Origin of the sequence: Nodosilinea sp. LEGE 07088, assembly GCF_015207395.1 — a bacterium.
Classification (GTDB): domain Bacteria; phylum Cyanobacteriota; class Cyanobacteriia; order Phormidesmidales; family Phormidesmidaceae; genus Nodosilinea.
In genome coordinates, this window is the sequence record NZ_JADEWX010000024.1 from 25805 (window position 1) to 47024 (window position 21220).

At 51.7% G+C, this 21220-nt stretch carries 32 protein-coding genes; 21 read left to right on the forward strand and 11 right to left on the reverse strand.

Annotation, left to right across the window (positions count from 1 at the left end; all coding sequences use genetic code 11):
- Positions 1 to 33 precede the first annotated feature (33 nt).
- The 9 genes from rplQ to ndhN form a co-directional block, all read right to left on the reverse strand.
- Positions 34 to 384: a 50S ribosomal protein L17 gene (gene rplQ, locus IQ254_RS08355; RefSeq protein ID WP_193965719.1), complete on the reverse strand. Its 351-nt coding sequence runs from the start codon at positions 382 to 384 to the stop codon at positions 34 to 36.
- Positions 385 to 486: 102 nt separating this feature from the next.
- A complete protein-coding gene (locus tag IQ254_RS08360) occupies positions 487 to 1434 on the reverse strand; it encodes a DNA-directed RNA polymerase subunit alpha (protein ID WP_193965720.1) in 948 nt (315 codons plus the stop codon).
- Between the two features lie 92 nt (positions 1435 to 1526).
- Positions 1527 to 1919, reverse strand: a complete 393-nt coding sequence (rpsK, locus tag IQ254_RS08365; RefSeq protein WP_193965721.1) for a 30S ribosomal protein S11 — start codon at positions 1917 to 1919, stop codon at positions 1527 to 1529.
- Positions 1920 to 2115: 196 nt separating this feature from the next.
- Entirely contained in the window at positions 2116 to 2499 is a 384-nt protein-coding gene (rpsM, locus tag IQ254_RS08370) for a 30S ribosomal protein S13 (RefSeq protein ID WP_193965722.1), read from the reverse strand.
- 219 nt (positions 2500 to 2718) lie between these two features.
- On the reverse strand, positions 2719 to 2832 hold the full coding sequence (gene rpmJ / locus IQ254_RS08375) for a 50S ribosomal protein L36 (protein WP_071527191.1): 114 nt from the start codon (positions 2830 to 2832) through the stop codon (positions 2719 to 2721).
- A gap of 137 nt (positions 2833 to 2969) precedes the next feature.
- Positions 2970 to 3371, reverse strand: coding sequence for a photosystem II protein Psb27 (gene psb27 / locus IQ254_RS08380; protein WP_193965723.1), 402 nt, complete (start codon positions 3369 to 3371; stop codon positions 2970 to 2972).
- 141 nt (positions 3372 to 3512) lie between these two features.
- Complete coding sequence (locus IQ254_RS08385) at positions 3513 to 5222, reverse strand: R3H domain-containing nucleic acid-binding protein (RefSeq protein ID WP_369011297.1); 1710 nt, start codon at positions 5220 to 5222, stop codon at positions 3513 to 3515.
- 150 nt (positions 5223 to 5372) lie between these two features.
- A complete protein-coding gene (gene ldpA, locus IQ254_RS08390; protein WP_193965725.1) occupies positions 5373 to 6689 on the reverse strand; it encodes a circadian clock protein LdpA in 1317 nt (438 codons plus the stop codon).
- A gap of 74 nt (positions 6690 to 6763) precedes the next feature.
- A complete protein-coding gene (ndhN, locus tag IQ254_RS08395; RefSeq protein WP_193965726.1) occupies positions 6764 to 7231 on the reverse strand; it encodes an NAD(P)H-quinone oxidoreductase subunit N in 468 nt (155 codons plus the stop codon).
- A 461-nt stretch (positions 7232 to 7692) separates the two neighbouring features.
- Here ndhN and rplC point away from each other — a divergent pair, with 461 nt between their 5' ends.
- The 21 genes from rplC to infA all read left to right on the forward strand — a co-directional run bounded on the left by rplC (position 7693) and on the right by infA (position 18814).
- A complete protein-coding gene (gene rplC, locus IQ254_RS08400; RefSeq protein WP_193965727.1) occupies positions 7693 to 8328 on the forward strand; it encodes a 50S ribosomal protein L3 in 636 nt (211 codons plus the stop codon).
- 73 nt (positions 8329 to 8401) lie between these two features.
- Positions 8402 to 9034: a 50S ribosomal protein L4 gene (rplD, locus tag IQ254_RS08405; protein WP_193965728.1), complete on the forward strand. Its 633-nt coding sequence runs from the start codon at positions 8402 to 8404 to the stop codon at positions 9032 to 9034.
- Entirely contained in the window at positions 9027 to 9332 is a 306-nt protein-coding gene (locus IQ254_RS08410; RefSeq protein ID WP_193965729.1) for a 50S ribosomal protein L23, read from the forward strand. Before rplD ends, IQ254_RS08410 begins: the two co-directional genes overlap by 8 nt.
- 53 nt (positions 9333 to 9385) lie before the next feature.
- Positions 9386 to 10249: a 50S ribosomal protein L2 gene (rplB, locus tag IQ254_RS08415; RefSeq protein ID WP_193965730.1), complete on the forward strand. Its 864-nt coding sequence runs from the start codon at positions 9386 to 9388 to the stop codon at positions 10247 to 10249.
- 61 nt (positions 10250 to 10310) lie between these two features.
- Entirely contained in the window at positions 10311 to 10589 is a 279-nt protein-coding gene (rpsS, locus tag IQ254_RS08420; RefSeq protein WP_193965731.1) for a 30S ribosomal protein S19, read from the forward strand.
- 25 nt (positions 10590 to 10614) lie between these two features.
- Positions 10615 to 10971, forward strand: coding sequence for a 50S ribosomal protein L22 (gene rplV / locus IQ254_RS08425; RefSeq protein WP_193965732.1), 357 nt, complete (start codon positions 10615 to 10617; stop codon positions 10969 to 10971).
- Positions 10972 to 11036: 65 nt separating this feature from the next.
- Complete coding sequence (gene rpsC, locus IQ254_RS08430) at positions 11037 to 11771, forward strand: 30S ribosomal protein S3 (RefSeq protein WP_193965733.1); 735 nt, start codon at positions 11037 to 11039, stop codon at positions 11769 to 11771.
- 56 nt (positions 11772 to 11827) lie between these two features.
- On the forward strand, positions 11828 to 12247 hold the full coding sequence (gene rplP, locus IQ254_RS08435; RefSeq protein ID WP_193965734.1) for a 50S ribosomal protein L16: 420 nt from the start codon (positions 11828 to 11830) through the stop codon (positions 12245 to 12247).
- Positions 12248 to 12250: 3 nt separating this feature from the next.
- The gene (gene rpmC / locus IQ254_RS08440) at positions 12251 to 12499 is read left to right on the forward strand and encodes a 50S ribosomal protein L29 (protein WP_193965735.1); all 249 of its coding nucleotides are present in this window, start codon (positions 12251 to 12253) and stop codon (positions 12497 to 12499) included.
- Between the two features lie 16 nt (positions 12500 to 12515).
- The gene (gene rpsQ, locus IQ254_RS08445; protein WP_193965736.1) at positions 12516 to 12767 is read left to right on the forward strand and encodes a 30S ribosomal protein S17; all 252 of its coding nucleotides are present in this window, start codon (positions 12516 to 12518) and stop codon (positions 12765 to 12767) included.
- Between the two features lie 9 nt (positions 12768 to 12776).
- Positions 12777 to 13142, forward strand: coding sequence for a 50S ribosomal protein L14 (gene rplN, locus IQ254_RS08450; RefSeq protein ID WP_193965737.1), 366 nt, complete (start codon positions 12777 to 12779; stop codon positions 13140 to 13142).
- Complete coding sequence (gene rplX, locus IQ254_RS08455) at positions 13142 to 13489, forward strand: 50S ribosomal protein L24 (RefSeq protein WP_193965738.1); 348 nt, start codon at positions 13142 to 13144, stop codon at positions 13487 to 13489. Before rplN ends, rplX begins: the two co-directional genes overlap by 1 nt.
- 62 nt (positions 13490 to 13551) lie before the next feature.
- On the forward strand, positions 13552 to 14097 hold the full coding sequence (gene rplE / locus IQ254_RS08460) for a 50S ribosomal protein L5 (RefSeq protein ID WP_193965739.1): 546 nt from the start codon (positions 13552 to 13554) through the stop codon (positions 14095 to 14097).
- A gap of 26 nt (positions 14098 to 14123) precedes the next feature.
- On the forward strand, positions 14124 to 14525 hold the full coding sequence (gene rpsH / locus IQ254_RS08465) for a 30S ribosomal protein S8 (RefSeq protein WP_193965740.1): 402 nt from the start codon (positions 14124 to 14126) through the stop codon (positions 14523 to 14525).
- 69 nt (positions 14526 to 14594) lie between these two features.
- Complete coding sequence (gene rplF / locus IQ254_RS08470) at positions 14595 to 15134, forward strand: 50S ribosomal protein L6 (RefSeq protein WP_193965741.1); 540 nt, start codon at positions 14595 to 14597, stop codon at positions 15132 to 15134.
- A 3-nt stretch (positions 15135 to 15137) separates the two neighbouring features.
- The gene (gene rplR / locus IQ254_RS08475; protein ID WP_193965742.1) at positions 15138 to 15497 is read left to right on the forward strand and encodes a 50S ribosomal protein L18; all 360 of its coding nucleotides are present in this window, start codon (positions 15138 to 15140) and stop codon (positions 15495 to 15497) included.
- 55 nt (positions 15498 to 15552) lie between these two features.
- Positions 15553 to 16074, forward strand: coding sequence for a 30S ribosomal protein S5 (rpsE, locus tag IQ254_RS08480; protein ID WP_193965743.1), 522 nt, complete (start codon positions 15553 to 15555; stop codon positions 16072 to 16074).
- Positions 16075 to 16109: 35 nt separating this feature from the next.
- Positions 16110 to 16556, forward strand: coding sequence for a 50S ribosomal protein L15 (gene rplO, locus IQ254_RS08485; RefSeq protein ID WP_193965744.1), 447 nt, complete (start codon positions 16110 to 16112; stop codon positions 16554 to 16556).
- A gap of 111 nt (positions 16557 to 16667) precedes the next feature.
- Positions 16668 to 17981, forward strand: coding sequence for a preprotein translocase subunit SecY (gene secY, locus IQ254_RS08490; protein WP_193965745.1), 1314 nt, complete (start codon positions 16668 to 16670; stop codon positions 17979 to 17981).
- Positions 17981 to 18535, forward strand: a complete 555-nt coding sequence (locus IQ254_RS08495) for an adenylate kinase (RefSeq protein ID WP_193965746.1) — start codon at positions 17981 to 17983, stop codon at positions 18533 to 18535. The genes secY and IQ254_RS08495 overlap by 1 nt, the downstream gene beginning before the upstream one ends.
- A 54-nt stretch (positions 18536 to 18589) precedes the next feature.
- Positions 18590 to 18814, forward strand: a complete 225-nt coding sequence (gene infA / locus IQ254_RS08500; protein WP_017297627.1) for a translation initiation factor IF-1 — start codon at positions 18590 to 18592, stop codon at positions 18812 to 18814.
- 5 nt (positions 18815 to 18819) lie between these two features.
- Here the strand turns inward: infA and IQ254_RS08505 are convergent, their stop codons facing one another.
- Together IQ254_RS08505 and IQ254_RS08510 are read right to left on the reverse strand one after the other, a co-directional pair.
- Complete coding sequence (locus IQ254_RS08505; RefSeq protein ID WP_193965747.1) at positions 18820 to 19863, reverse strand: DUF1611 domain-containing protein; 1044 nt, start codon at positions 19861 to 19863, stop codon at positions 18820 to 18822.
- The gene (locus IQ254_RS08510; RefSeq protein WP_193965748.1) at positions 19844 to 20899 is read right to left on the reverse strand and encodes a dipeptide epimerase; all 1056 of its coding nucleotides are present in this window, start codon (positions 20897 to 20899) and stop codon (positions 19844 to 19846) included. The genes IQ254_RS08505 and IQ254_RS08510 overlap by 20 nt, the downstream gene beginning before the upstream one ends.
- Between the last annotated feature and the right edge of the window lie 321 nt (positions 20900 to 21220).

Here is a 21220-nt window from a genome sequence, read left to right on the forward strand (position 1 = left end):
TGCAGAATACAAGAACAGGCAGAAACGAATTACTTAAGTCAACTCAATAATAGCCATTTCAGAATTGTCGCCACGACGACGAACAGTTCTGACGACGCGAGTATAGCCACCCTTGCGATCGCCGTAACGCTCACCAGCCTGGCTGAACAGAGCGTGAACTAACTGCTTATCGTAAATATATCCCATGGCCTGTCGACGAGCCGACAAAGACCCATCCTTAGCCAATGTGATCATGCGATCGGCCTCTTCTCGGACGGCCTTAGCTCGAGCTTTGGTCGTGGTGATACGACCATGACGGATTAACTCCGTGGTCAGAGAGCGCAGCAGAGCTTTACGCTGATCCGCTGGCTTCCCAAGTTGATGAACGCGACAACGGTGACGCATGGCACAGGACTCAGATGAACGACAAAAATAACAGCAACAAGAGACAGTTAACAGATCAGCAAGCCAGAGGACACAAAACCCGCCTTAGTCGCAAGCCACGATTTAAGAGGTTTTGGAAGCTTTTTCCAAAGGTAAAGTAATACCCAACCGCTCCTGAAGAGCTTCAATCACTTCTTCAGCAGACTTCTGACCAAAGTTCTTGATCTCTAAGAGGTCTTCTTGACTAAAGTCAAGCAAATCTGCCACTGAGTTGATTTGAGCCCGTTTTAGACAGTTGTAGGCCCGCACCGACAGCCGCAACTCCTCAATCGGAATCTGATTGTTAGGATCCTCTTCCTTAACCTCTTCGTCAAATTTGGGCTCAAGCGTGACATCTTTAAGCGGCATAAATAGAGCCACCAAAATATCAGCAGCCTGACTCATAGCTTGTTGAGGGGTAATGCTGCCATTGGTCCAAATATCCATAGTGAGTTGATCGCGCTGCATTGAGCCCGACATGACCACTTCATCTACAGAATAGTTGACCTTTTTGACCGGCATAAAGATGGAATCAATCTGAATGAAATCCAGAGCTGTAGCATCGTCTTTACTACGCTGCACAGCGCGGTAACCTTGGCCACGCTCAATTCTGAATTCCATTTCTAGAGTGTAGCCATCAGCCACGGTGGCCACATACTGTTCCGGGTTAACCACCTCCACTTCTGAAGGTAGCTCAAAATGCCCAGCCGTAACGCGAGCTGGCCCCTGAACTAGCAAACGACCAATTTGTGGTTGGCTCGAGTAGCTGCGCAAAGTAATCTCCTTCATGTTTAGGAGAATATCCAACACATCTTCTCGAACGCCTGTAATCGTTGAGAACTCATGGGTAGCACCGGCAATTCTCACTGCCGTAATGGCCACTCCCTCTAAGTTCGAGAGCAACACCCGCCGTAGGGCATTGCCCACGGTTGTCCCCTGACTCCGCTCTAAAGGCTCGATTACGAAGCGGCCATACTGACTCTGGTCGTCTTCGACCACAGACTCTACGCAATCAACATGAAACTGTGCCAAAATCCTGCCTCCCTTAAACCCTGCGACTGCTCGGATCGAACAAGACCCAATGCGCAATTAACCTGGCCAATGATACCTCTAACCTCTAACCTCTAAACTCGGCGCCGCTTTGGCGGACGACAGCCATTGTGAGGAATAGGAGTAACGTCTCGAATGAGCGTTATCTCTAATCCAGCACCTTGGAGAGCACGAATAGCCGTCTCTCGACCAGCCCCAGGGCCACTGACCATTACCTCAATCTGGCGCATTCCCTGATCCATCGCTCGACGGGCTGCACTATCCGCAGCGGTTTGAGCCGCAAAAGGAGTTCCCTTCTTAGCCCCCTTGAATCCGCTGGAACCAGCCGAAGCCCAGGAAATGGCTTCCCCAGACTGATCGGTAATCGTCACAATAGTGTTATTGAAGGTGGAGCGAATATGGGCTACACCGCTAGGAATATTTTTTTTACTCTTACGAGGTCCAGTCTTGCGGGTTGGTTTGGGCATGGGGTTGTCACTAAATCCAGTTCAACAAAATTTATCGTTCAGCCTGAGCGGTAGTCAGTAAAGCGAGGGGAGGATATCGAACGACGTTGATTAAAAACGCCAGCAAACAGTCCGAAAAACTCGCCACCCAGGTCAGCGAGTTTTGTTCATTTCAAGCCTCTAAAGTCCCTGAGGATTTCAAAGCCCCAAAACAGAACTATTTACGAGGAGCCTTCTTCTTACCTGCGACGGTGCGACGGGTGCCACCACGGCGAGTACGCGAGTTAGTGCGGGTACGCTGCCCACGCACTGGCAACCCGGCCCGATGCCGACGCCCCCGATAGGAGCCGATATCCATCAGACGCTTGATGTTCATGCTCTCAAGCCGCCTCAGGTCTCCTTCAACCTGATAGTCACTTTCTACAGAATCCCGCAGCTTAGCAACATCAGCATCGGTCAAATCCTTAACTCGAATGTCAGGATTGACCCCGGTTTTCTCTAGGATTTCCTTAGAGCGGGTAGGACCGATACCATAAATGTAGGTCAAACCAATCTCGACTCGTTTATCACGTGGCAAATCCACGCCTGCTATCCGTGCCACCTTAACTATCTCCCCCGTAATTGGTTCTAACCATGCAGCCCAATGACAGCCACCTAGTTATGCCTATTCTTGAAATTGGGCCGATGCCCAGACCACCAAAAGCTCTGCACAAAAACCAGAAGAAAAGGTTTAAGTAAGCTATTCTCAGTCAATAAACCCGAAAGTCTCCGACGGTTAAACTAACATCTGCAGATGTATGAATAACTTGTCAGACTACCCCTAACCCTGTCGCTGCTTATGCTTGGGGTTCGAACAAATTACCATGACTCGACCACGGCGGCGAATCACTCGACACTTGTCGCACATTTTGCGCACAGACGCACGGACTTTCATGTCCAACTCGCACTTCACTACAGAATTGCTATGCTACCAAGTCTCACGCAAACCGTCAACTATATCTTTTGAACTCAATACGTGACTGTTCAAGCGCCCGCGCTTGAACAGTCACGTAGGTGAAGGGTTTCTTAAACCTATGCTCCACGGTTGAGAGCGGCTTCGACCTGTTTAAGCTCTTGGGCAACTCGAGTTTTGAGCTTCTCAGGCAGAGGCCGATTAGGATAGCTACTGTAGTGTCCAGCGATCGCGTTTAAAGCGGTTCGCATGGTGGTAAAAGAACTCAGGTTTGCCACCGATGCATCGCGGCGATAGCGCGATGCAAAATCACTAATCACAGCTTTAGCTGCCGCCTGAGCCTCAATCTTAGCTGGGTCATCATCAGGTAGTTCAATGGAAGTTCTCAGGCTATCTACCAACATCAGCGTATCCTGGCGGTAGTCGCCGGTGAGCATGCCACTAGTACCGGCACTACATCCTGTCAGGCCAATGACAGCAACCAGGACCAGGGCAACAAAACGAGCAATTAATGATTTCATAGGCTTCTCTGAAAGATTTCAGGCCGAATGACAGGCCCAGAAAACAGGCACTGATTCCCGCGCTGGGGTCATTTCGGTGCTCTTATTCTATAGCGCTCTGCGCCCATCGTATTTGCAGTCATAGGGATTAATGATGGCAACTCAGGCGGGATAAATGCGCAGTCGGCGGTTGGGTTCTTCGCCACAACTGAGGGATTTGAGTCGATAGTGCTCAGCCAGCTCGTGCTGCATTTTGCGAATGCGGGCTGAGCGGGGCAGTAGTTCTACCGGTTGGCTTTTGGGAATGACGATTTGCTCCACCGCCAGACGAGCTTCTTCAAGGGCTTCTAACTCGTCATCGCCACCGCTGTGGCTAAACAACTCCAGGTCAACGGCAGCAGGATTATCGTCGATGTCCAACAATCGCTGTAGAGCGCGGGTAATCTGTGGAATGCTGTTGGACTTAACTAAATGAACGGGGATCTGTCGCCCTTGGGCTATATGCTTAAGCTTGGCCTGGGCCTTAGCGTGCGATCGCAGCGCCAGCACCGCATCGGCATGATCTAGATCTTTGGTGATGACCACGGGCATATGTAGCGTTTGAATCACCCGCTCAATTTGATGACGACTGAGGCCATAGGGGTACAGGCGCATAGCATCTTCCCCGTTAGGCCCGACCATGTCGTCATCGCCAGTCATTTCTAGCAGGTGAGCGAACATAGGATCAGTGGCGGGTTGGGCACTGTAGACCTCCCCTAGGGGCCGAATACTATTGCCATTGCTACGGGTGCGCTGGGAGATGGTGGCGCTAGGCGTAGGCGGTGCCATCTGCCCAGCGGCGCGCCAGCCCCGTGACGGCTTCGTCACTTCTCGCCCAGAGCCAGATAGCTCATGGGTGATGATCACCTTTTGATGCTCATCGACAGTCCGAATTTGCAGCCCCGGCTGCCGCCCCCGCAGCAGATTATCGATGGTGATAGTAACGTCGTCGTGGACGGCCCACCGCTGACGTTCTAACATCTCTACCGCAATGTCAAAGGTAGGCGGTGCCTTGCGCTCTAGTACACTCTTTTGGCTACCCCGGCGGCGGGCTTCCTCATCCCCAAGCGTGACCGACTGAATGCCTCCAATCAGATCTGAGAGGGTAGGATTTTTGATCAGATTTTCCAGCCGGTTACCGTGAGCAGTACCCACCAGCTGCACCCCGCGTTCAGCAATGGTGCGTGCGGCTAGGGCCTCCAACTCAGTGCCAATCTCGTCAATGACAATAACCTCGGGCATGTGGTTCTCCACCGCTTCAATCATGACCCGATGCTGCTCCTCAGGATGGGCTACCTGCATGCGTCGGGCCCGGCCAATAGCAGGGTGGGGAATATCACCATCGCCGGCAATCTCGTTAGAGGTGTCAATAATGACCACCCGCTTTTGCAGGTCGTCGGCCAGCACTCGGGCGATTTCGCGCAGGGCTGTGGTCTTACCTACGCCAGGGCGACCCAGCATCAGAATCGATCGGCCTGTTTCTACCAAATCGCGGATCATGCCGATCGTACCAAATACCGCTCGGCCCACCCGGCAGGTCAAGCCAATCACTTCCCCGGAGCGGTTGCGAATAGCGCTAATGCGGTGCAGCGTTTTCTCAATGCCAGCCCGGTTATCGCCGCCAAAAGCACCGACTCGCTTGATGCAGTGGTCGAGATCAGCGTGGGTGACAGGGGCTTCGGACAAATACTCTACGCTGCTGAAGAAACGCGCTTCGGGCAGACGTCCCAGATCCAGAACGACTTCGATTAAACTCTGGCGCTGACTGTGGTGAGCCAGTTGGGCCCGGATTGAGGGCGGCAAAATGCTCAGCAGCTGATCTAAATCGTCAATAGGTAGGTCTTGGGCAGGGGCAGAGTGGTTGTGGTCTGTCCCTGCGGATTCAGTGGGTAAAAAGTCCACGGCGCAGTTATTAGGGCAGAAATGTCGTTGGCAAGGGCGTTACGGCTTGGTTAATCATTCATCAAGCTGTCATCGCTATAGCTAACCATAACGTGTTGGCAAAAAATGTTGATGAAATTTGAGCTGCCCGACCAGTTTTTGAGCTCGAGTTAGACTATGCCTAAAAGCACTGTGATCTAATGCTGGCCAGGGAAACTCTGAGGTACTGGGGGCTAGAGAAGCAACCTGTCTGCCATCAGATTGTTCATAGGAACCATCGTCTAGCCACAGCTCTAGTTCTTTCTCAAGGTCTTCTATTAGGGGTAGCACCTGCGATCGCGCATAGCTGCCATAGGCAATACCCGCAATAGTTGCAGCGGCTGACGCAGCATCCATCCTAGCCGTTTGGAATCTAGAGATCTCGCCGATTTGCCCATAGCCGTCGGATGGGGACGCAAAAGACCTGTGATTGATTAAACCCAGTTCCAATAGTTTGTCCACAGTGTAGGCATTGGTGCCCCCTGCCAGTTGGACATAGCCGGGTAGACCAGCCCCTAGAACCTTTCGGGCCAAACGAATTGCGGCATGGGTCGTCCCTTTGCCCAGATCACCACTCATCGGGCGACCGTCAGTTTGCCAAATTAGCGGTACCGATAGCGGTGCCATCAACTCGTACAATTCTCTCAGATAGGGCACTACCTGGTCATGATCAGGACAGCTAATAGAAACTAGCTTTAGGTGGGATCGCCAGGGCCTTAGACGCTGCCAAAGCTGAGCAAACTCTTCCCGGTGCCCAGTTTGGGTATGAATCTCGATTGCGTCAATTTGAGCCAGCTGCTGGGCTGAAAAGGCCTCAGGACTGGCCAGGTAAGACTGAGCCTCAATCTGCCCGACCGGACAGACAGCTATACAGCGCCCGCAGCCGTAGCATAGATCGGTAGCAACGCCACCAAGACTTGGCCCTTGAAACTGAATAGCAGCAGTAGGACAGACTGAGACACAAGGGCGATCGCAATCTGAGGGACAGTGGGCTGATTCAAAGTGAGCCTTGCGAAAATGGGGATCTTCGCTGTCGTTCAGGCTAACCATTAACCAGGGCAATCCTTGCGGGAATGGCAATACTTTACCCCAGAGCTGATCGCCCAGCATCGCCGCCAGTTGTACAGCATCTGTTAAACCCCGACGAGCCGCTGCAATCACAGCGCTATCAGCAGCCACGTCAACGCAATCAACTCCGGCCAGAGCATAGAGCATGACCAACAGCCGCACCGCAGGCATATCCTGATAGCTGGCGCCGCAGATCAGCTTTACCCAATGTCCCTGCTGTAGCGCAAGATGGGGCGTAGCACCAGGTTGAATAGCTAAACCACTTTCAGGTTTATCTTCGCAGCCAGCCCCAAAGGCAAGGTCAATATTCATGCAGACCGTCAATTTTGGCAGGGCATACCTAACGGATTCAAGGGCAGCCTGTTCAAGTAGATCATTCTCGACCCTTAGACAAAATTAGCTAGAGGCTCCCAGTCGAAGTAACGACTGCCACCAACTTCCACGACCACCTTTACTCGAGGCTCAAGGGTAGGCAAACTAACCAAATAAGCCAGCTCCTGACGCGACAGAATGTGGCCCTCAATCAGCCACAACACCATACCTTTAGCCTGGGGCGACATCGTCTCCAGACGATAGGTCAGCATCGGAGGAATAAAATAGGTATAGCCTACGGCTGCACCATTACCTAGAGTCTTTTTGCCCAAATGAGCCGGACGCACCCCGTGGATGGCCATGAGATAAGACGACAGATCGCCCAGCCCCCGGGCCGTGAGGTTCATCGTTTCGTAACCTACCGCTTTTAGACGACGCTCGTAACGCCCTTCAAACCCTCCTTCCAAGGGCATGCGTACAGCGATCGCACCACTGCCCTCCAGGGCTTTGATAAAGGGTTTACCCGTTGTCAACAGCGCCATAGTTGCCCTCTGTCAGTCCATAGCAATACAGTCGATATTGTACTCTGTATCAAGCCAGAGGCAGCCCCTAACACCAACGTATTTCTCCTCTAAAGCGAGAGACATCCTGCGGACAGCGAAACTTTTCCTCAAAAAGTATAGACATACACGGATTAGGGATGTACCATAGTAAGTCGCCGATGAAAAAGGATACTGAGTGACTTAAAGGAGTTGCCCAAGTCCTGGCATTCGATGTTCCTCTGACGCCGCTAGACGTTTCGTGGCTATATCAAAGGCATACTTTGGTGCAGAGTGAGTCGTTTTTCTTTTGAATGATTGCCGACTGAGTGTCGGCGCTCTCACCCCGGTGAGTTTCTCCATCTGGGGTGTTCAAAAGTCGATGTTGTTGTAAGTGCGCAGTGCTCTTGACCTCGTTTGGGAGCTAAGCGCATTTCGTGATGTGTTAATAGGGAGACAGGGCTGTGGCAGTCGGTATTCTCGGCAAAAAACTGGGCATGACCCAGGTATTCGATGAGGCAGGTAATGCTATCCCGGTCACGGTGGTGCAGGCTGGCCCCTGCGTTGTCACTCAGATCAAAACCTCCGATACTGACGGTTACGCCGCCATTCAGCTGGGGTTTGATGAGGTCACCGAGAAAAAACTGAATAAACCCGAATTAGGTCACTTAGCTCGTTCCAGCAGCGCACCCCTGCGGCACCTGAAGGAATACCGCATCGATTCTACCGATGGGTTTGAGCTGGGCCAAACAGTAACTGCCGAAACCTTTGTCGAAGGGCAACTGGTAGACGTTACCGGTAAAAGTATCGGTCGTGGTTTTGCTGGCTACCAGAAGCGTCATAACTTTCGTCGCGGCCCCATGGGTCACGGTTCTAAAAACCACCGAGCGCCTGGCTCTACCGGTGCAGGCACAACTCCAGGTAGAGTCTATCCTGGCAAGCGCATGGCTGGTCAAATGGGCAACGCAAAAGTGACTACCTGTAAGTTGCAAGTTGTGCGGGTAGATGGCGATCGCAATCTTTTGCTGATCAAAGGCGCTGTTCCAGGCAAACCCGGCGGACTACTCAGTATTGCCCCCGCCAAGTGGGTTAAGGCTTAACCCACTTGGCAGCGAGTGGTTTTAGCCTTTAGATTTCGGGCATTCGGAGCTTTCTAAGAGATAGGTTTAGACAATGGTTGAGTGCGTTGTAAAAGACTGGGAGGGTAAAGAAGCGGGTAAGGCAGCCTTAGATCTTGAGGTCGCTAAAGAAGAATCTGCTTCTCACATTGTTCACCGCGCCCTTATGCGGCAGATGAACAATTCCCGCCAGGGGACAGTTTCCACTAAAACCCGCGCTGAGGTTCGAGGTGGTGGACGCAAGCCTTGGCGTCAGAAAGGTACCGGTCGGGCCCGTGCTGGTTCCAATCGCTCTCCTCTATGGCGCGGTGGCGGTGTTATTTTTGGCCCCAAGCCTCGCGACTATAGCGTCAAAATGAATCGCAAGGAGCGGCGTTTGGCTCTACGCACCGCTTTGCAGGGACGAATTGACGATCTGGTTGTAGTCGAAGGTTTTGAAGATAAGTTTTCTCGACCCAAAACTCGTGAGCTGCTCGACGCTATTGCCCGCTGGGGCATCGATCCCAACGCCAAAATCCTTCTAGTGATTGCAGAGCGCCAGGAGTTAGTTTACCTCTCGGCTCGAAATCTCGAGAACGTAAAGCTGGTAACCGCCGCTAATCTCAATATTTACGACTTACTCAACGCCGATCATCTCGTAATTACGTCCCCCGCTCTGGTGGCCATCCAGGAGGTTTACAGTGATTAATGCCGCAAATACACCATCTTTGGCTGATCTCATTCGTCGGCCTTTAGTTACTGAGAAAGCAACTCTGCTGCTGGAAAATAACCAGTATGTCTTTGAGGTTGATCCTCGCGCTAATAAGCTGCAAATTAAGGCGGCAATCGAAGAACTTTTTGATGTCAAGGTGGTCTCAGTTAACACCTATAACCCCCCCAAGAAAAAACGCCGTATGGGACGATTCGTGGGCCATCGCCCCCATTACAAACGCTCTGTGGTCACGCTGGCCGCCGGGGACTCCATTCCATTATTTCCTGATCTCTAGAATTACTGGATCTAGATTTTCGTTATTCTGCCGTGTAGCCAGACATTACTCCAATGGGCATCCGTTCTTACCGACCTTATACTCCTGGTACTCGCGAGCGAACTGTTTCCGAGTTTGCCGAGATCACCCGTAGTGAGCCTGAAAAGTCGCTCACTCGTTCCACCCATCGTCCCAAAGGGCGTAACAATCGGGGGGTCATCACCTGTCGTCATCGGGGCGGTGGGCACAAGCGGCTATATCGCATCATCGATTTCCACCGCAATAAGATTGGAGTGCTGGCTAAGGTTGCTTCTATTGAATACGACCCTAATCGTAATGCTAGGATTTCCCTACTTCATTACGAAGATGGCGAGAAGCGCTATATCCTCTGTCCGGCTGGGCTGGCCATTGGTGCCACCATTGTCTCTGGCCCCGATTCACCTCTAGAAGTAGGGAATGCCTTACCCCTCTACAAAATTCCTTTAGGTACTACAGTTCACAACGTGGAAATGCAGGTGGGCAAGGGCGGGCAAATGGTTCGTTCTGCTGGTACTGGCGCTCAGGTCGTTGCTAAGGAAGGTGACTACGTTACGCTGAAGCTCCCTTCCACCGAGGTGCGTATGGTGCGTCGAGAGTGTTATGCCACCATCGGACAGGTGGGCAATGCCGATATTCGCAACGTCAGCTTAGGCAAAGCTGGTCGCAAGCGCTGGATGGGGCGTCGGCCTGAAGTTAGGGGTAGCGTAATGAACCCAGTTGATCACCCCCATGGTGGTGGTGAAGGTCGTGCTCCTATCGGTCGTTCTGGGCCTGTTACACCATGGGGCAAACCAGCCCTTGGCTACAAAACCCGTAAGAAAAATAAAGATAGCGACAAGTACGTCGTTCGGCGGCGGCGACGTGTGTCTAAGCGGGGTCGTGGCGGTCGTAATGCCTAAAGCTACACCCAATTTTTGTCTCAGTTGACTGTTTCTTGATTGTTGTTAGGGCTGAAGCATCATGTCTCGCTCATTAAAAAAAGGGCCCTTTGTGGCCGATCATCTTCTCTCTAAAATCGAAGCCCTCAACATCAAGGGTGATAAGCAAGTGATCAAAACTTGGTCACGGGCATCGACAATTTTGCCCCAGATGATCGGGCATACCATTGCGGTTCACAACGGTCGTCAACATGTGCCGGTTTATGTCACTGAGCAGATGGTTGGCCACAAGCTAGGAGAATTTGCGCCTACGCGAACTTTTCGAGGCCATGCTAAGACCGATAAAAAAGCTCGTCGTTAGGTATTAGGTAGAGGAAATTGGAGAAATGGCTGTAGATACCTCAGAGCAGGTTAAAGCGGTGGCTCGCTATGTGCGTATGTCACCTCGTAAAGTACGTCGAGTGCTTGACCAAATTCGGGGCAAGAGCTATCGAGATGCCCTAATTATTCTGGAGTTTATGCCCTATAAGGCTTGTGAACCCATTACTAAGGTGCTCCGTTCAGCTGTCGCCAATGCCGAGCATAATAACGGTCTTGACCCGGTAGGTCTAGTGGTGAGTGAAGCTTTTGCTGACGCTGGTCCTACCCTTAAACGATTTAGGCCTCGCGCCCAAGGCCGAGCTTATCAGATCCGCAAGCCTACTTGCCACATCACTATTGCCGTAGCGCCTGCTGCCGAGTAGCTCACCTATTGATTGCCTGGTTCAAACACCAATTGTTACGTCACCAATTTCCAGAGGACTAGTTCGTGGGACATAAGATTCATCCAACCGGGTTTCGCCTTGGTGTAGTTCAAGAGCATCGCTCTCGCTGGTTTGCAGAGGGTACTCGCTACCCTGAGCTACTGCAAGAAGATCATCGCATACGCGAGTACGTTCAGAAAACCTTGAACAACGCTGGTATCGCCGATATTCGCATCGAGCGGAAAGCCGATCAGATTGATCTTGAGTTGCGTACAGCTCGACCTGGGGTGGTTGTAGGCCGTGGTGGCGCTGGCATTGAAGCGTTACGGGCAGGCGTGCAAAAACTGCTTAAAGATCCCAATCGCCAAATCCGCGTCAATGTGGTCGAGGTAAATCGAGTCGATGCTGATGCGGCTCTAGTTGCAGAGTACATCATTCAGCAACTGGAGCGCCGGGTATCCTTTCGCCGGGTGGTACGGCAGGCGCTCCAGCGAGCTCAGCGGGCTGGGGTCGAAGGCATTAAAATTCAGGTCAGTGGCCGCCTAAATGGCGCTGAAATTGCTCGTACTGAGTGGGTTCGCGAAGGTAGAGTGCCCTTGCATACGTTGCGGGCCGATGTGGATTACGCCTACACCACAGCCCAAACTACCTATGGCATTTTGGGTGTAAAAGTATGGATTTTCAAGGGTGAAATAATTCCAGGCCAAGAGGATGTCCAAGCTGCTGCTCCTAACGCTCAACCAAAACGGCGACAGCCTCGACGACGACAGCAGTTTGAAGATCGTTCTAACGAAGATTAGCGTTTGCCTCGCATTTTTTGATTGATTTTGACCTCTGACATCACGAGTGCCGATTCATGCTTAGTCCAAAACGAACTAAATTTCGCAAGCAGCACCGCGGGCGTATGCGCGGTATGGCTCAGCGAGGTAGCGATATCAATTTCGGTGATTTTGCCCTTCAGGCTATTGAGCCCTGTTGGTTAACGTCTCGTCAAATTGAGGCTGCCCGTCGAGCCATGACTCGCTACGTACGGCGAGGGGGCAAAATTTGGATTCGCGTTTTCCCGGATAAACCTGTCACTATGCGTCCGGCAGAGACTCGGATGGGCTCTGGTAAAGGTAACCCAGAATATTGGGTGGCCGTTGTAAAGCCTGGCCGAATTGTTTTTGAGATTGCCGGGGTACCTGAGGCAACTGCTCGTGAAGCAATGCGGTTAGCAGCCTTTAAGCTACCGTTTAAGACTAAATTCATCGCCCGCGATAGCAAGGAGGGATAGATCATGGCACTTTCCAAGATTGAAGACGCTCGTAGCTTGAGCGATGAAGAACTACCGAAGGCTATTGCTGAGGCTAAAAAAGAGTTGTTTCAACTCCGTTTTCAGAAGGCAACGCGTCAACTGGATAAGCAAGTGCATCAGTTTAAGCATGTCCGTCATCGCCTTTCTCAACTCATGACAGTTCAGCGAGAGCGTCAGCTAGCTGCCTTAGAAGAAGAGATTGCGGCCACAGCAGAATCGGTATCAGCATAGGAAATAGGTGAACCAGATGGCGGTTAAAGAACGAGTGGGAATGGTGGTTAGTAACAAGATGGATAAAACCGTTGTTGTTGCTGTGGAAAGTCGCACTTCTCATCCTAAGTACGGAAAAATTGTGGTTAGGACAAAGCGCTACAAGGTGCATGACGAGGAGAATTCATGCGAAGAAGGAGACCAGGTAAGGATTTTGGAAACTCGTCCTCTGAGTCGTACTAAGCGCTGGGTGGTGGCTGATATTGTTAATCGCGCAGCAGATGCATAGGGGGAAACTGTGATTCAACAAGAATCGTATTTGAACGTTGCAGATAATAGCGGTGCTCGGAAGCTGATGTGTATTCGGGTACTGGGCGGTAATCGTCGCTATGCCGGCGTCGGTGATGTGATTATTGCCGTTGTTAAAGATGCGTTACCGAATATGGCTGTAAAAAAGTCAGACGTAGTGCGCGCAGTAGTTGTTCGGACAAAGAAGGGATTGCGTCGCAGCAGCGGCATGAGCATTCGTTTTGATGATAATGCTGCGGTGATTATTAACCAAGACGGTAACCCCCGTGGCACCCGCGTGTTTGGCCCTGTGGCTCGGGAACTGCGCGACAAGAGCTTTACTAAGATTGTATCGCTGGCACCGGAGGTTCTCTAATGGCTACAACATCCAAAAACCCCGTTCGTTACAAGGTTCATGTCCGCAAAGGAGATACGGTTCAAGTTATTGCCGGACGCGATCGCGGCAAAGTAGGCGAAGTGATTACCGTCATTCCTAAAACTAGTCAGGTCGTTGTTGAAGGCGTGAACATTCGTACCAAGCATGTCAAGCCTCAACAAGAGGGTGAATCGGGCCAAATTATCACCCAAGAGGCGCCTATTCATAGCTCTAACGTCATGCTGTATTCCGAGAAAGAAAAAGTGGCTAGCCGTGTTGCCTACACCTTCACCGAAGATGGCCAGAAGGTACGGATGCTGAAAAAGACCGGGGAGATTATCGACTAGGCCATCCATTGACTTTGAACATCTAGTCCTGACCAAGCCCAGGAAAGCGGTAGAAATAACCCATGACCGATCAGCTCAAGACTTTATATAAAGACACGGTAGTACCTAAATTGATGGATCAGTTTAAGTACACCAACATTCACCAGGTGCCCAAGGTTGTTAAAGTTACTATCAACCGAGGTCTTGGCGAAGCGTCTCAAAATGCTAAAGCACTCGAATCATCCCTCAGTGAGCTCGCTCTAATTACAGGACAGCGTCCCGTGGTCACTCGTGCCAAGAAAGCGATCGCGGGTTTCAAAATCCGTGAGGGTATGCCTGTAGGAGTCATGGTAACCCTGCGCTCCGATCGCATGTATGCCTTTCTCAATCGTCTTATCAACCTGACACTGCCTCGTATTCGTGACTTTCGTGGCATTAGCCCAAAAAGTTTTGACGGGCGTGGCAACTATACTTTGGGGTTGCGAGAGCAATTGATATTCCCCGAAATTGACTACGACAGTATCGATCAAATTCGCGGTATGGATATCACTATTGTGACCTCCTCCAGTACCGATGAAGAAGGCCGAGCGCTACTCAAGGAATTGGGTATGCCGTTCCGTGACAACTAACACAGGTTTATACGCGTACTAGAACTATGGCTGCTAACGACACAATTGCGGATATGTTGACTCGCATCAGAAATGCGAACCTGGCGCGGCACCAAACCGTGGGCATTCCTTCTACCCGGATGACTCGGAGTATTGCTAAGGTGCTCAAAGAAGAAGGCTTTATCACCGACTATTCTGAGACCACCGTGGAAGAACGTCCTCAGATCGTGGTCGCCCTCAAATATAAAGGCAAAACCCGCCAGCCTATTATTCGCAACCTCACTCGCGTTAGTAAGCCAGGCCTACGCGTGTACTCAAACCGCAAAGAGCTGCCACGAGTTTTGGGTGGTATCGGCATCGCCATCGTTTCGACATCGAGCGGTATTATGACCGATCGAGATGCTCGTCGTCAGGGCATTGGTGGCGAAGTGCTTTGTTATGTCTGGTAACACAGCAGCATTGCAGGGCGTTAACCCAGGGCTAATTATCGAATGCTAAGGATTTAGGAGTTTTGCATCATGTCACGTATTGGCAAGCGGCCAATCCCAGTCCCGGCTAAGGTGTCAATTACGATTGACGGTCAGGACGTTCAGGTCAAAGGACCCAAGGGAGAGTTGTCTCGAACTCTGCCCAGTGGAGTCGTCATCGTTCAGGACGGCGACACCGTATTGATCAACCGCAAAGATGAGTCTCGGTTAGCCCGCGAGCGTCATGGACTTTGCCGCACCCTAGTGGCCAATATGGTCGAAGGTGTTTCTAACGGCTACCAAAAGCGTCTAGAAATTCAAGGCATTGGCTACCGGGCCCAGGTGCAAGGCCGCAATCTGAATCTTAGCCTTGGATATAGTCACCCCGTTGTCTTTGAACCTCCTTCAGGAATTGAGTTTGCTGTTGAAAACAACACCAACGTTATTATCAGCGGTATTGACAAGGAGCTAGTCGGTAATGTTGCGGCCAGCATTCGGGCAAGTCGTCCTCCTGAGCCCTACAAAGGAAAAGGTGTGCGCTACGCCGGAGAGCAAGTTAGACGTAAAGCCGGTAAGTCAGGGAAGAAGTAAGCCATGAAAGCAAGTCGTAAAGAATTAACCCGTCGTCGTCACGCCCGTATTCGCCGTCGCGTGTTTGGCACCCCTGATCGGCCTCGCCTGGCCGTTTTTCGCTCGAATCAGCACATTTATGCCCAGATTATTGACGATACGGCTCACCATACCCTAGTTGCGGCATCGACGGTTGAGTCTGAAGCCCTTAAGGATGAGTCAAGTTCAACTCAAGAGGCTGCTGTAGTCATCGGCAAGCTATTGGCCGAACGGGCACTGAAAGCTGGCATTACCCAAGTCGTTTTTGATCGGGGTGGGAAGCTTTATCACGGGCGGGTAGCAGCTCTCGCTGATGCAGCTCGTGAAGCTGGTTTGAGCCTGTAATTGGCTGCAAGAGATCACCTAATTTTGCTTGATGTAAACAAGGCTGGGGAAAGGTATGGCAAACCGTCGCAAAGAAGCGCGTACTAAAGAGAAAAAGACTGACTGGCAAGAACGCGTTGTCCAGATTCGTCGCGTCACCAAGGTGGTGAAAGGGGGCAAAAAGCTAAGCTTTCGCGCCATCGTGGTGGTTGGTAACGAGAAGGGCCAGGTCGGTGTGGGTGTCGGCAAGGCAGGAGATGTAATCGGTGCCGTTAAAAAGGGCGTGGCCGATGGTAAAAAACATTTAGTTGATGTGCCGCTAACTCGTTCTTACTCTATTCCTCATCCCTCCAGTGGGATTGGGGGTGGCGCTAAAGTATTTATGCGCCCGGCAGCTCCAGGTACCGGTGTAATTGCTGGTGGCGCCGTGCGCACCGTGTTAGAGCTAGCTGGGGTTCGTAATGTGCTGGCAAAGCAGTTGGGCTCTAACAACCCCCTTAACAATGCCCGTGCTGCGGCTGATGCTTTATCATCTCTCCGCACCTTTGCTGATGTAGCCGACGAGCGAGACATTCCAGTCGAGCAACTGTACGTTTAGTTTCTTTCCGTATCGCTGTTTTTATTTTCCCAGCCATGAGAATCAATGACGCACAACCCCAAGCAGGTTCCAAGCGCCGCCGCCGCCGTGTTGGTCGCGGCATTTCCGCAGGTCAGGGGGCTAGCTGTGGCTTCGGTATGCGGGGTCAAAAGTCTCGCTCTGGTAGCGGCACCCGACCTGGATTTGAGGGCGGTCAAATGCCTCTTTACCGCCGGGTTCCCAAGCTCAAGCATTTTCCACTGGTCAATCAGAAGGAATACACAATCATCAATGTTAAAGGTCTAGCCGCTCTGGCCACGGGTACCGAAGTTACTCTAGAGTCTCTGCTCGAAGCCGGGGTTTTGACTACTAATGACGGCCCCCTAAAGGTTCTAGGTGATGGTGAGATCAGTGTGGCGTTGACGGTAAAGGCGGCTGCATTTACTCAATCAGCTAAAGAGAAAATTGAGCAGGCTGGCGGCACCTGGGAGTTGATTGCGTAGCGAAGTCACTCTCTCATCCCTTAGACTAGGGCTGGGAGTTGTATTCATAGAACCTATGAATACTTACTACAGTTGACATAATCTCTAAATGTAGGGCTGAGGTATTGTTGCATGGTCGTAAGTCGGGGCAAAAGTCCAAGTGCCCAGGAAACATTTATGCAGATGGCCCAAGCTGCTGGCCTGCGGAGCCGCTTGCTGGTGACTCTAGGGCTGCTAGTTTTGGTCAGACTGGGAATTTTTATTCCGGTACCCGGGATTGACCGGGCGGCCTTTGCTTCATCAATTCAGTCGGGTAGCCTGGCGGGGTTTGTCGGCTTTTTAGACATCTTTGTCGGGGGTGGTCTGTCAGCCTTAGGTATTTTTGCCTTAGGAATTCTGCCTTTCATCAACGCTTCAATCATTATGCAGCTGCTGACGGCGGCCCTGCCTCAGCTGGAAGATTTACAAAAAAACGAAGGGGAAGCTGGGCGTCGTAAGATCTCCCAGATTACCCGCTACGTCGCCTTAGGTTGGGCGATTTTGCAGAGCACGCTGCTGGCCTCTTTTTTGCTATATCAGTTTGCCGAGGTACAGGGTCCCGCTTTTGTGGCCCAGACCGTAATTGCTCTAACCGCAGGCTCAATGTTTGTGATGTGGGTAGGGGAGCTGATTACTGAACGGGGGATTGGGAATGGTGCTTCTCTGCTCATTTTTCTGAATATTGTTTCCACACTACCCCGATCCTTAGGGCAGACCATTGACTTAGCCCAGAGCGGCGATCGCGGTCTTGTGGGCGGGGTTATTATTCTTATGTTGGCCTTTTTGGCCATGATTGTAGGCATTGTCTTCGTACAGGAAGGCACTCGCCGCATTCCAATCATTTCGGCCCGACGCCAGGTAGGCCGTAAGTTGTACATCGAGCAGAGCAATTACCTGCCCCTCCGCCTCAACCAAGGTGGGGTAATGCCGATCATCTTTGCCTCTGCGGTACTGGTGCTACCAATTTCTCTCACTCAGTACGTCACTAATCCAATATTCAGCCAGTTTGTTAATAACTATCTGAACCCAACTTCTTGGTTTTACGTAACGCTTTATTTAGTTCTGATTCTTTTCTTCAGCTATTTTTATTCATCTTTGGTGATGAATCCTGATGATGTGTCTCGCAATCTGAAGAAGATGGGGGCTAGCATCCCTGGTATTCGCCCTGGAAAGGCAACAACTGAATATATCAGCCGGATCCTAAATCGTCTCACTTTTCTAGGGGCAATTTTTCTTGGTATGGTAGCCGTGGTGCCGAGTGCGGTTGAAAGTCTGACTCGGGTGCAGACCTTTCGTGGCTTTGGCGCTACTTCGCTCCTGATTTTGGTTGGGGTTGCCATTGATACCGCCAAGCAGATCCAGACCTACGTGATTTCCCAACGTTACGAAGGGATGGTGAAGCAGTAGTGACTCGACTTATTTTTTTAGGACCGCCTGGAGCTGGTAAAGGAACTCAAGCTGCATTGCTAGCTAATGATTGTGAAGTGCCTCATATTTCTACCGGAGATATCTTGCGCTCAGCGGTAGCGGCAGGTAGTGAATTAGGCCAGAAGGCTGACCACTACATGAGTACTGGTGAGCTCGTTCCTGATGACCTGATTCTTGACCTGATTGAAGAGCGCCTAGGCCAAAAGGATGCGCAGCTGGGCTGGCTTCTGGATGGGTTTCCGCGAAACGTGCCCCAGGCAGAGTTTTTACAGAAGATTCTGGATCAGATTGATCAGCCCGCAGACTTTGTGGTTAACCTTGACGTTGAAGATGCCGTAATTGTGGCTCGTCTGCTACAGCGGGGACGCAAAGACGATGAGGAGTCGGTAATTCTCAACCGCCTTGAGGTGTATCGGCAGCAAACAGAGCCGTTGATTGAGTTTTACCGAGATCGACAGCAGCTGGTGTCGGTGGACGGAAATCAGACGATGGAGGCTGTCTACGCTGCCCTAAAGAGTCTGGTAATGGAGTAGTGGCTAGGGTTATGCTAGGTATCATTATAAATTTGTACTAAGGGAGACGTCAGCTTGTCTAAGCAAGACCTAATTGAAATGGAGGGCACCATTACTGAATCGCTGCCGAACGCCATGTTTCGGGTTGATTTGGATAATGGGTTCAACGTACTAGCCCACATTTCGGGCAAGATTCGCCGTAACTATATTAAGATTTTGCCTGGCGATCGCGTCAAAGTAGAGCTCACCCCCTACGACCTGACCAAGGGGCGCATTACCTATCGCCTGCGGAAGAAGTAGCTGGCCTAGGTCAGGATGGGGGCTAGTAGCTGCTCGACTCCAGAGCGAAAGATATCAGCACAGGGTAAGCCGGTTTCTGCAGCTATGGTTTGAATGGCTGAGTCAGCTTCTGGAGTCGTTAAATGCCCGGTGTTGAGGGCGATCGCCACCACTTTAGCTGGGTAGAATGCACCTGCCGCCGAAGCCACCTGCTCATACAGCGCGATTACGCTGGAAAGATCAGGTATTTTCACGTCGGGAAAATTTTGAATATGGCGCTGCCCAGCCCTGTGTACTAGCACCAAGTGGGTGGGTTGAGTGCCCCGGAGTAGGGGAAGTGTTGCTGTTGAGGCTGGGTTGAGCAGAGAACCCTGACCCTCTACAAAAATGAAATCGTAGTCAGGTCCGTAGCGCATTACCTGTTGCTCGATCGCCCCTGAGGCATAATCGACGCGAATAGCATCTAGAGGAACGCCATCATCGCCCAACATGAGATTGGTCTGCCCTGTAGCGATCACCTTAGAGCGCAGCCCCCGCTGGAGACAGGCGCGATGGAGCTCTAGGGTGGCCGACATTTTGCCCACAGACATATCAGTGCCCACCGTCAAAATGCGCTTACAGGTAAGCTGACGTGCTTGACCGCTACCCACCGACAGCCCTTCCGGCTCTTTGCGAACATCCCAAATCCACTGATCAGGTCTCAGCCAGGGCTGCAGGGCTGGGTTGCTGGCCATGGGAGTGTGTAGGCCATTGACGATGCTAAGACCGGCTTTAATGGCCTGTTCGATCTCTTGAAACCATGCCTCAGGAAGTTTACCGCCAGAAGGAGCAATGCCTATGGTCAGTACATCTGGGGTATAGGTTAGGGCTTCGGTTAGCGACCCAACAATGGGAATAGATTTATCGATGCCGGTCAGATCGTGGAGTGCTTGGCCTTGAGCTTGGTAGTCGATCACGGCCACAATGGGCGATGAGCTAAAGCGCAGCATAGCCAAGCCCGTTTTACCCATGACGCCCTGGGTTCCCTCGTGCATCAGTAGAGCAATACGGCTATTGGGCTTGAGATACATAGTTAAGGCCAAGTCCAGGATGGTGAGCAGGAATCAAGCGTCCGTTGACTAGCGATAGGCCAGTAAATGGGTCATCGCGCAGGTTGAGATGGCTATCGAGATCGAGGTAATCAGCCAGCGGTGACAGTTGGGCCATGGCTCCGTTGGCCAGACTGCTGTCGGAATAACAGCCAAACATGACCGCCAGCCCGCCAGCTCGGGCAGTGTCAATCATGCGTAGAGCCTCGGTAAGTCCCCCGGCCTTCATCAGCTTAATGTTAATACCATCGACTCCATGGGCCAGCAGTGGAATGTCTCGACTGTTGAAGCAGCTTTCATCGACAAAGATAGGTAAGGGCGAATGCTGTTTTAGCTGGGCTAAGTCGGTGTTTTGGCTGACAGGCAGGGGCTGTTCGAGGTGGGTAACCCGACGAGCTGCCAACCAGTCTGCCATGAGCTTGGCGTCGTCTAAGCTCCAGCCTCCGTTAGCGTCAATGCTAATGCTGATGTCAGCCGAAACAGAGTCATATACGGCTTGAAACATAGCCTGGTCGGCTTCGATACCGGCAGGATTGCCAAGCTTAATTTTAAGAACGCGGGCGGTGGTTTGCTGTAGCCAATCTTGCGATCGCAGTTGGGCCGCCTCCGGTGAAGAGATACCTACCGTAACTGAGGTGGGCTGAATGCGATCTAGGTCTAACCCGAGCAATCGCCAGATGGGTTGGCCTACAGCTTTACCGCACCAGTCCCACAGGGCCACATCTAAGGCCGCCCGAGCCGCCGAGTGAATCGACAATTCTTCCACCACGGCCTCAATGGCCTGGCGATCGAAGGGATGATAGGAGGTCAGCGCTCCTTGTAGCTGGGTAATATCTTGCTCTAGCATGGCTAGAGTCTGCTGATGACTGCCAATCGAGAAGGGTGCAGCTTCGCCCCAGCCCTCTATGCCCTCGGCTCTGAGCTTGAGCCATAGATTGGTCGACTGGGCGGTGGTGCCGCGACTGATGGTCAGGGGTACGCGCTTTTGCACCGTAAAGGGTTGGTAGGTCAATTCCATAGGAGGTGAATGCTATCTCAAGCTACGCAGGTACTTCACCTATAGCGCTTTAGGGGGACAGATGAGTAGTCGGGCTCACCGATCAACGCCACATTTAATTAACCCTTTATCAATAGACCTGGCTCGGGGAGACTTATTACTCCACGGCGCAAGTTTAGATACTATTCCTTAGAGCCAGGGAGCTAGGGAGCAGGGGAGCTAGGGAGCCAAGCGATCCGGAACGTTGGACATATTTCAGCCTTCGAGTACTAGCTCTGGGCAGCCAAGGAGATGGCTATGGTGCTCAACCTAGAACTAAGGTTGAATGTGCCAAAAGTTATC

Bases quoted from the DNA above. Each gene is read 5' to 3' on its own strand.
- rpsE (WP_193965743.1), top strand. From the start codon at position 15,553: ATGGCAAACCGTCGCAAAGAAGCGCGTACTAAAGAGAAAAAGACTGAC.
- rplO (WP_193965744.1), top strand. From the start codon at position 16,110: ATGAGAATCAATGACGCACAACCCCAAGCAGGTTCCAAGCGCCGCCGC.
- rplV (WP_193965732.1), top strand. From the start codon at position 10,615: ATGGCTGTAGATACCTCAGAGCAGGTTAAAGCGGTGGCTCGCTATGTG.
- ndhN (WP_193965726.1), bottom strand. From the start codon at position 7,231: ATGGCGCTGTTGACAACGGGTAAACCCTTTATCAAAGCCCTGGAGGGC.
- rpsQ (WP_193965736.1), top strand. From the start codon at position 12,516: ATGGCGGTTAAAGAACGAGTGGGAATGGTGGTTAGTAACAAGATGGAT.
- rpsK (WP_193965721.1), bottom strand. From the start codon at position 1,919: ATGCCCAAACCAACCCGCAAGACTGGACCTCGTAAGAGTAAAAAAAAT.
- rplD (WP_193965728.1), top strand. From the start codon at position 8,402: ATGGTTGAGTGCGTTGTAAAAGACTGGGAGGGTAAAGAAGCGGGTAAG.
- rplQ (WP_193965719.1), bottom strand. From the start codon at position 384: ATGCGTCACCGTTGTCGCGTTCATCAACTTGGGAAGCCAGCGGATCAG.
- rplF (WP_193965741.1), top strand. From the start codon at position 14,595: ATGTCACGTATTGGCAAGCGGCCAATCCCAGTCCCGGCTAAGGTGTCA.
- IQ254_RS08510 (WP_193965748.1), bottom strand. From the start codon at position 20,899: ATGGAATTGACCTACCAACCCTTTACGGTGCAAAAGCGCGTACCCCTG.
- psb27 (WP_193965723.1), bottom strand. From the start codon at position 3,371: ATGAAATCATTAATTGCTCGTTTTGTTGCCCTGGTCCTGGTTGCTGTC.
- secY (WP_193965745.1), top strand. From the start codon at position 16,668: ATGGTCGTAAGTCGGGGCAAAAGTCCAAGTGCCCAGGAAACATTTATG.
- ldpA (WP_193965725.1), bottom strand. From the start codon at position 6,689: ATGAATATTGACCTTGCCTTTGGGGCTGGCTGCGAAGATAAACCTGAA.
- rpsS (WP_193965731.1), top strand. From the start codon at position 10,311: ATGTCTCGCTCATTAAAAAAAGGGCCCTTTGTGGCCGATCATCTTCTC.
- rpsH (WP_193965740.1), top strand. From the start codon at position 14,124: ATGGCTGCTAACGACACAATTGCGGATATGTTGACTCGCATCAGAAAT.
- rpmC (WP_193965735.1), top strand. From the start codon at position 12,251: ATGGCACTTTCCAAGATTGAAGACGCTCGTAGCTTGAGCGATGAAGAA.
- IQ254_RS08505 (WP_193965747.1), bottom strand. From the start codon at position 19,863: ATGTATCTCAAGCCCAATAGCCGTATTGCTCTACTGATGCACGAGGGA.
- rplP (WP_193965734.1), top strand. From the start codon at position 11,828: ATGCTTAGTCCAAAACGAACTAAATTTCGCAAGCAGCACCGCGGGCGT.
- rplB (WP_193965730.1), top strand. From the start codon at position 9,386: ATGGGCATCCGTTCTTACCGACCTTATACTCCTGGTACTCGCGAGCGA.
- rplR (WP_193965742.1), top strand. From the start codon at position 15,138: ATGAAAGCAAGTCGTAAAGAATTAACCCGTCGTCGTCACGCCCGTATT.
- rpmJ (WP_071527191.1), bottom strand. From the start codon at position 2,832: ATGAAAGTCCGTGCGTCTGTGCGCAAAATGTGCGACAAGTGTCGAGTG.
- rplX (WP_193965738.1), top strand. From the start codon at position 13,142: ATGGCTACAACATCCAAAAACCCCGTTCGTTACAAGGTTCATGTCCGC.
- rplE (WP_193965739.1), top strand. From the start codon at position 13,552: ATGACCGATCAGCTCAAGACTTTATATAAAGACACGGTAGTACCTAAA.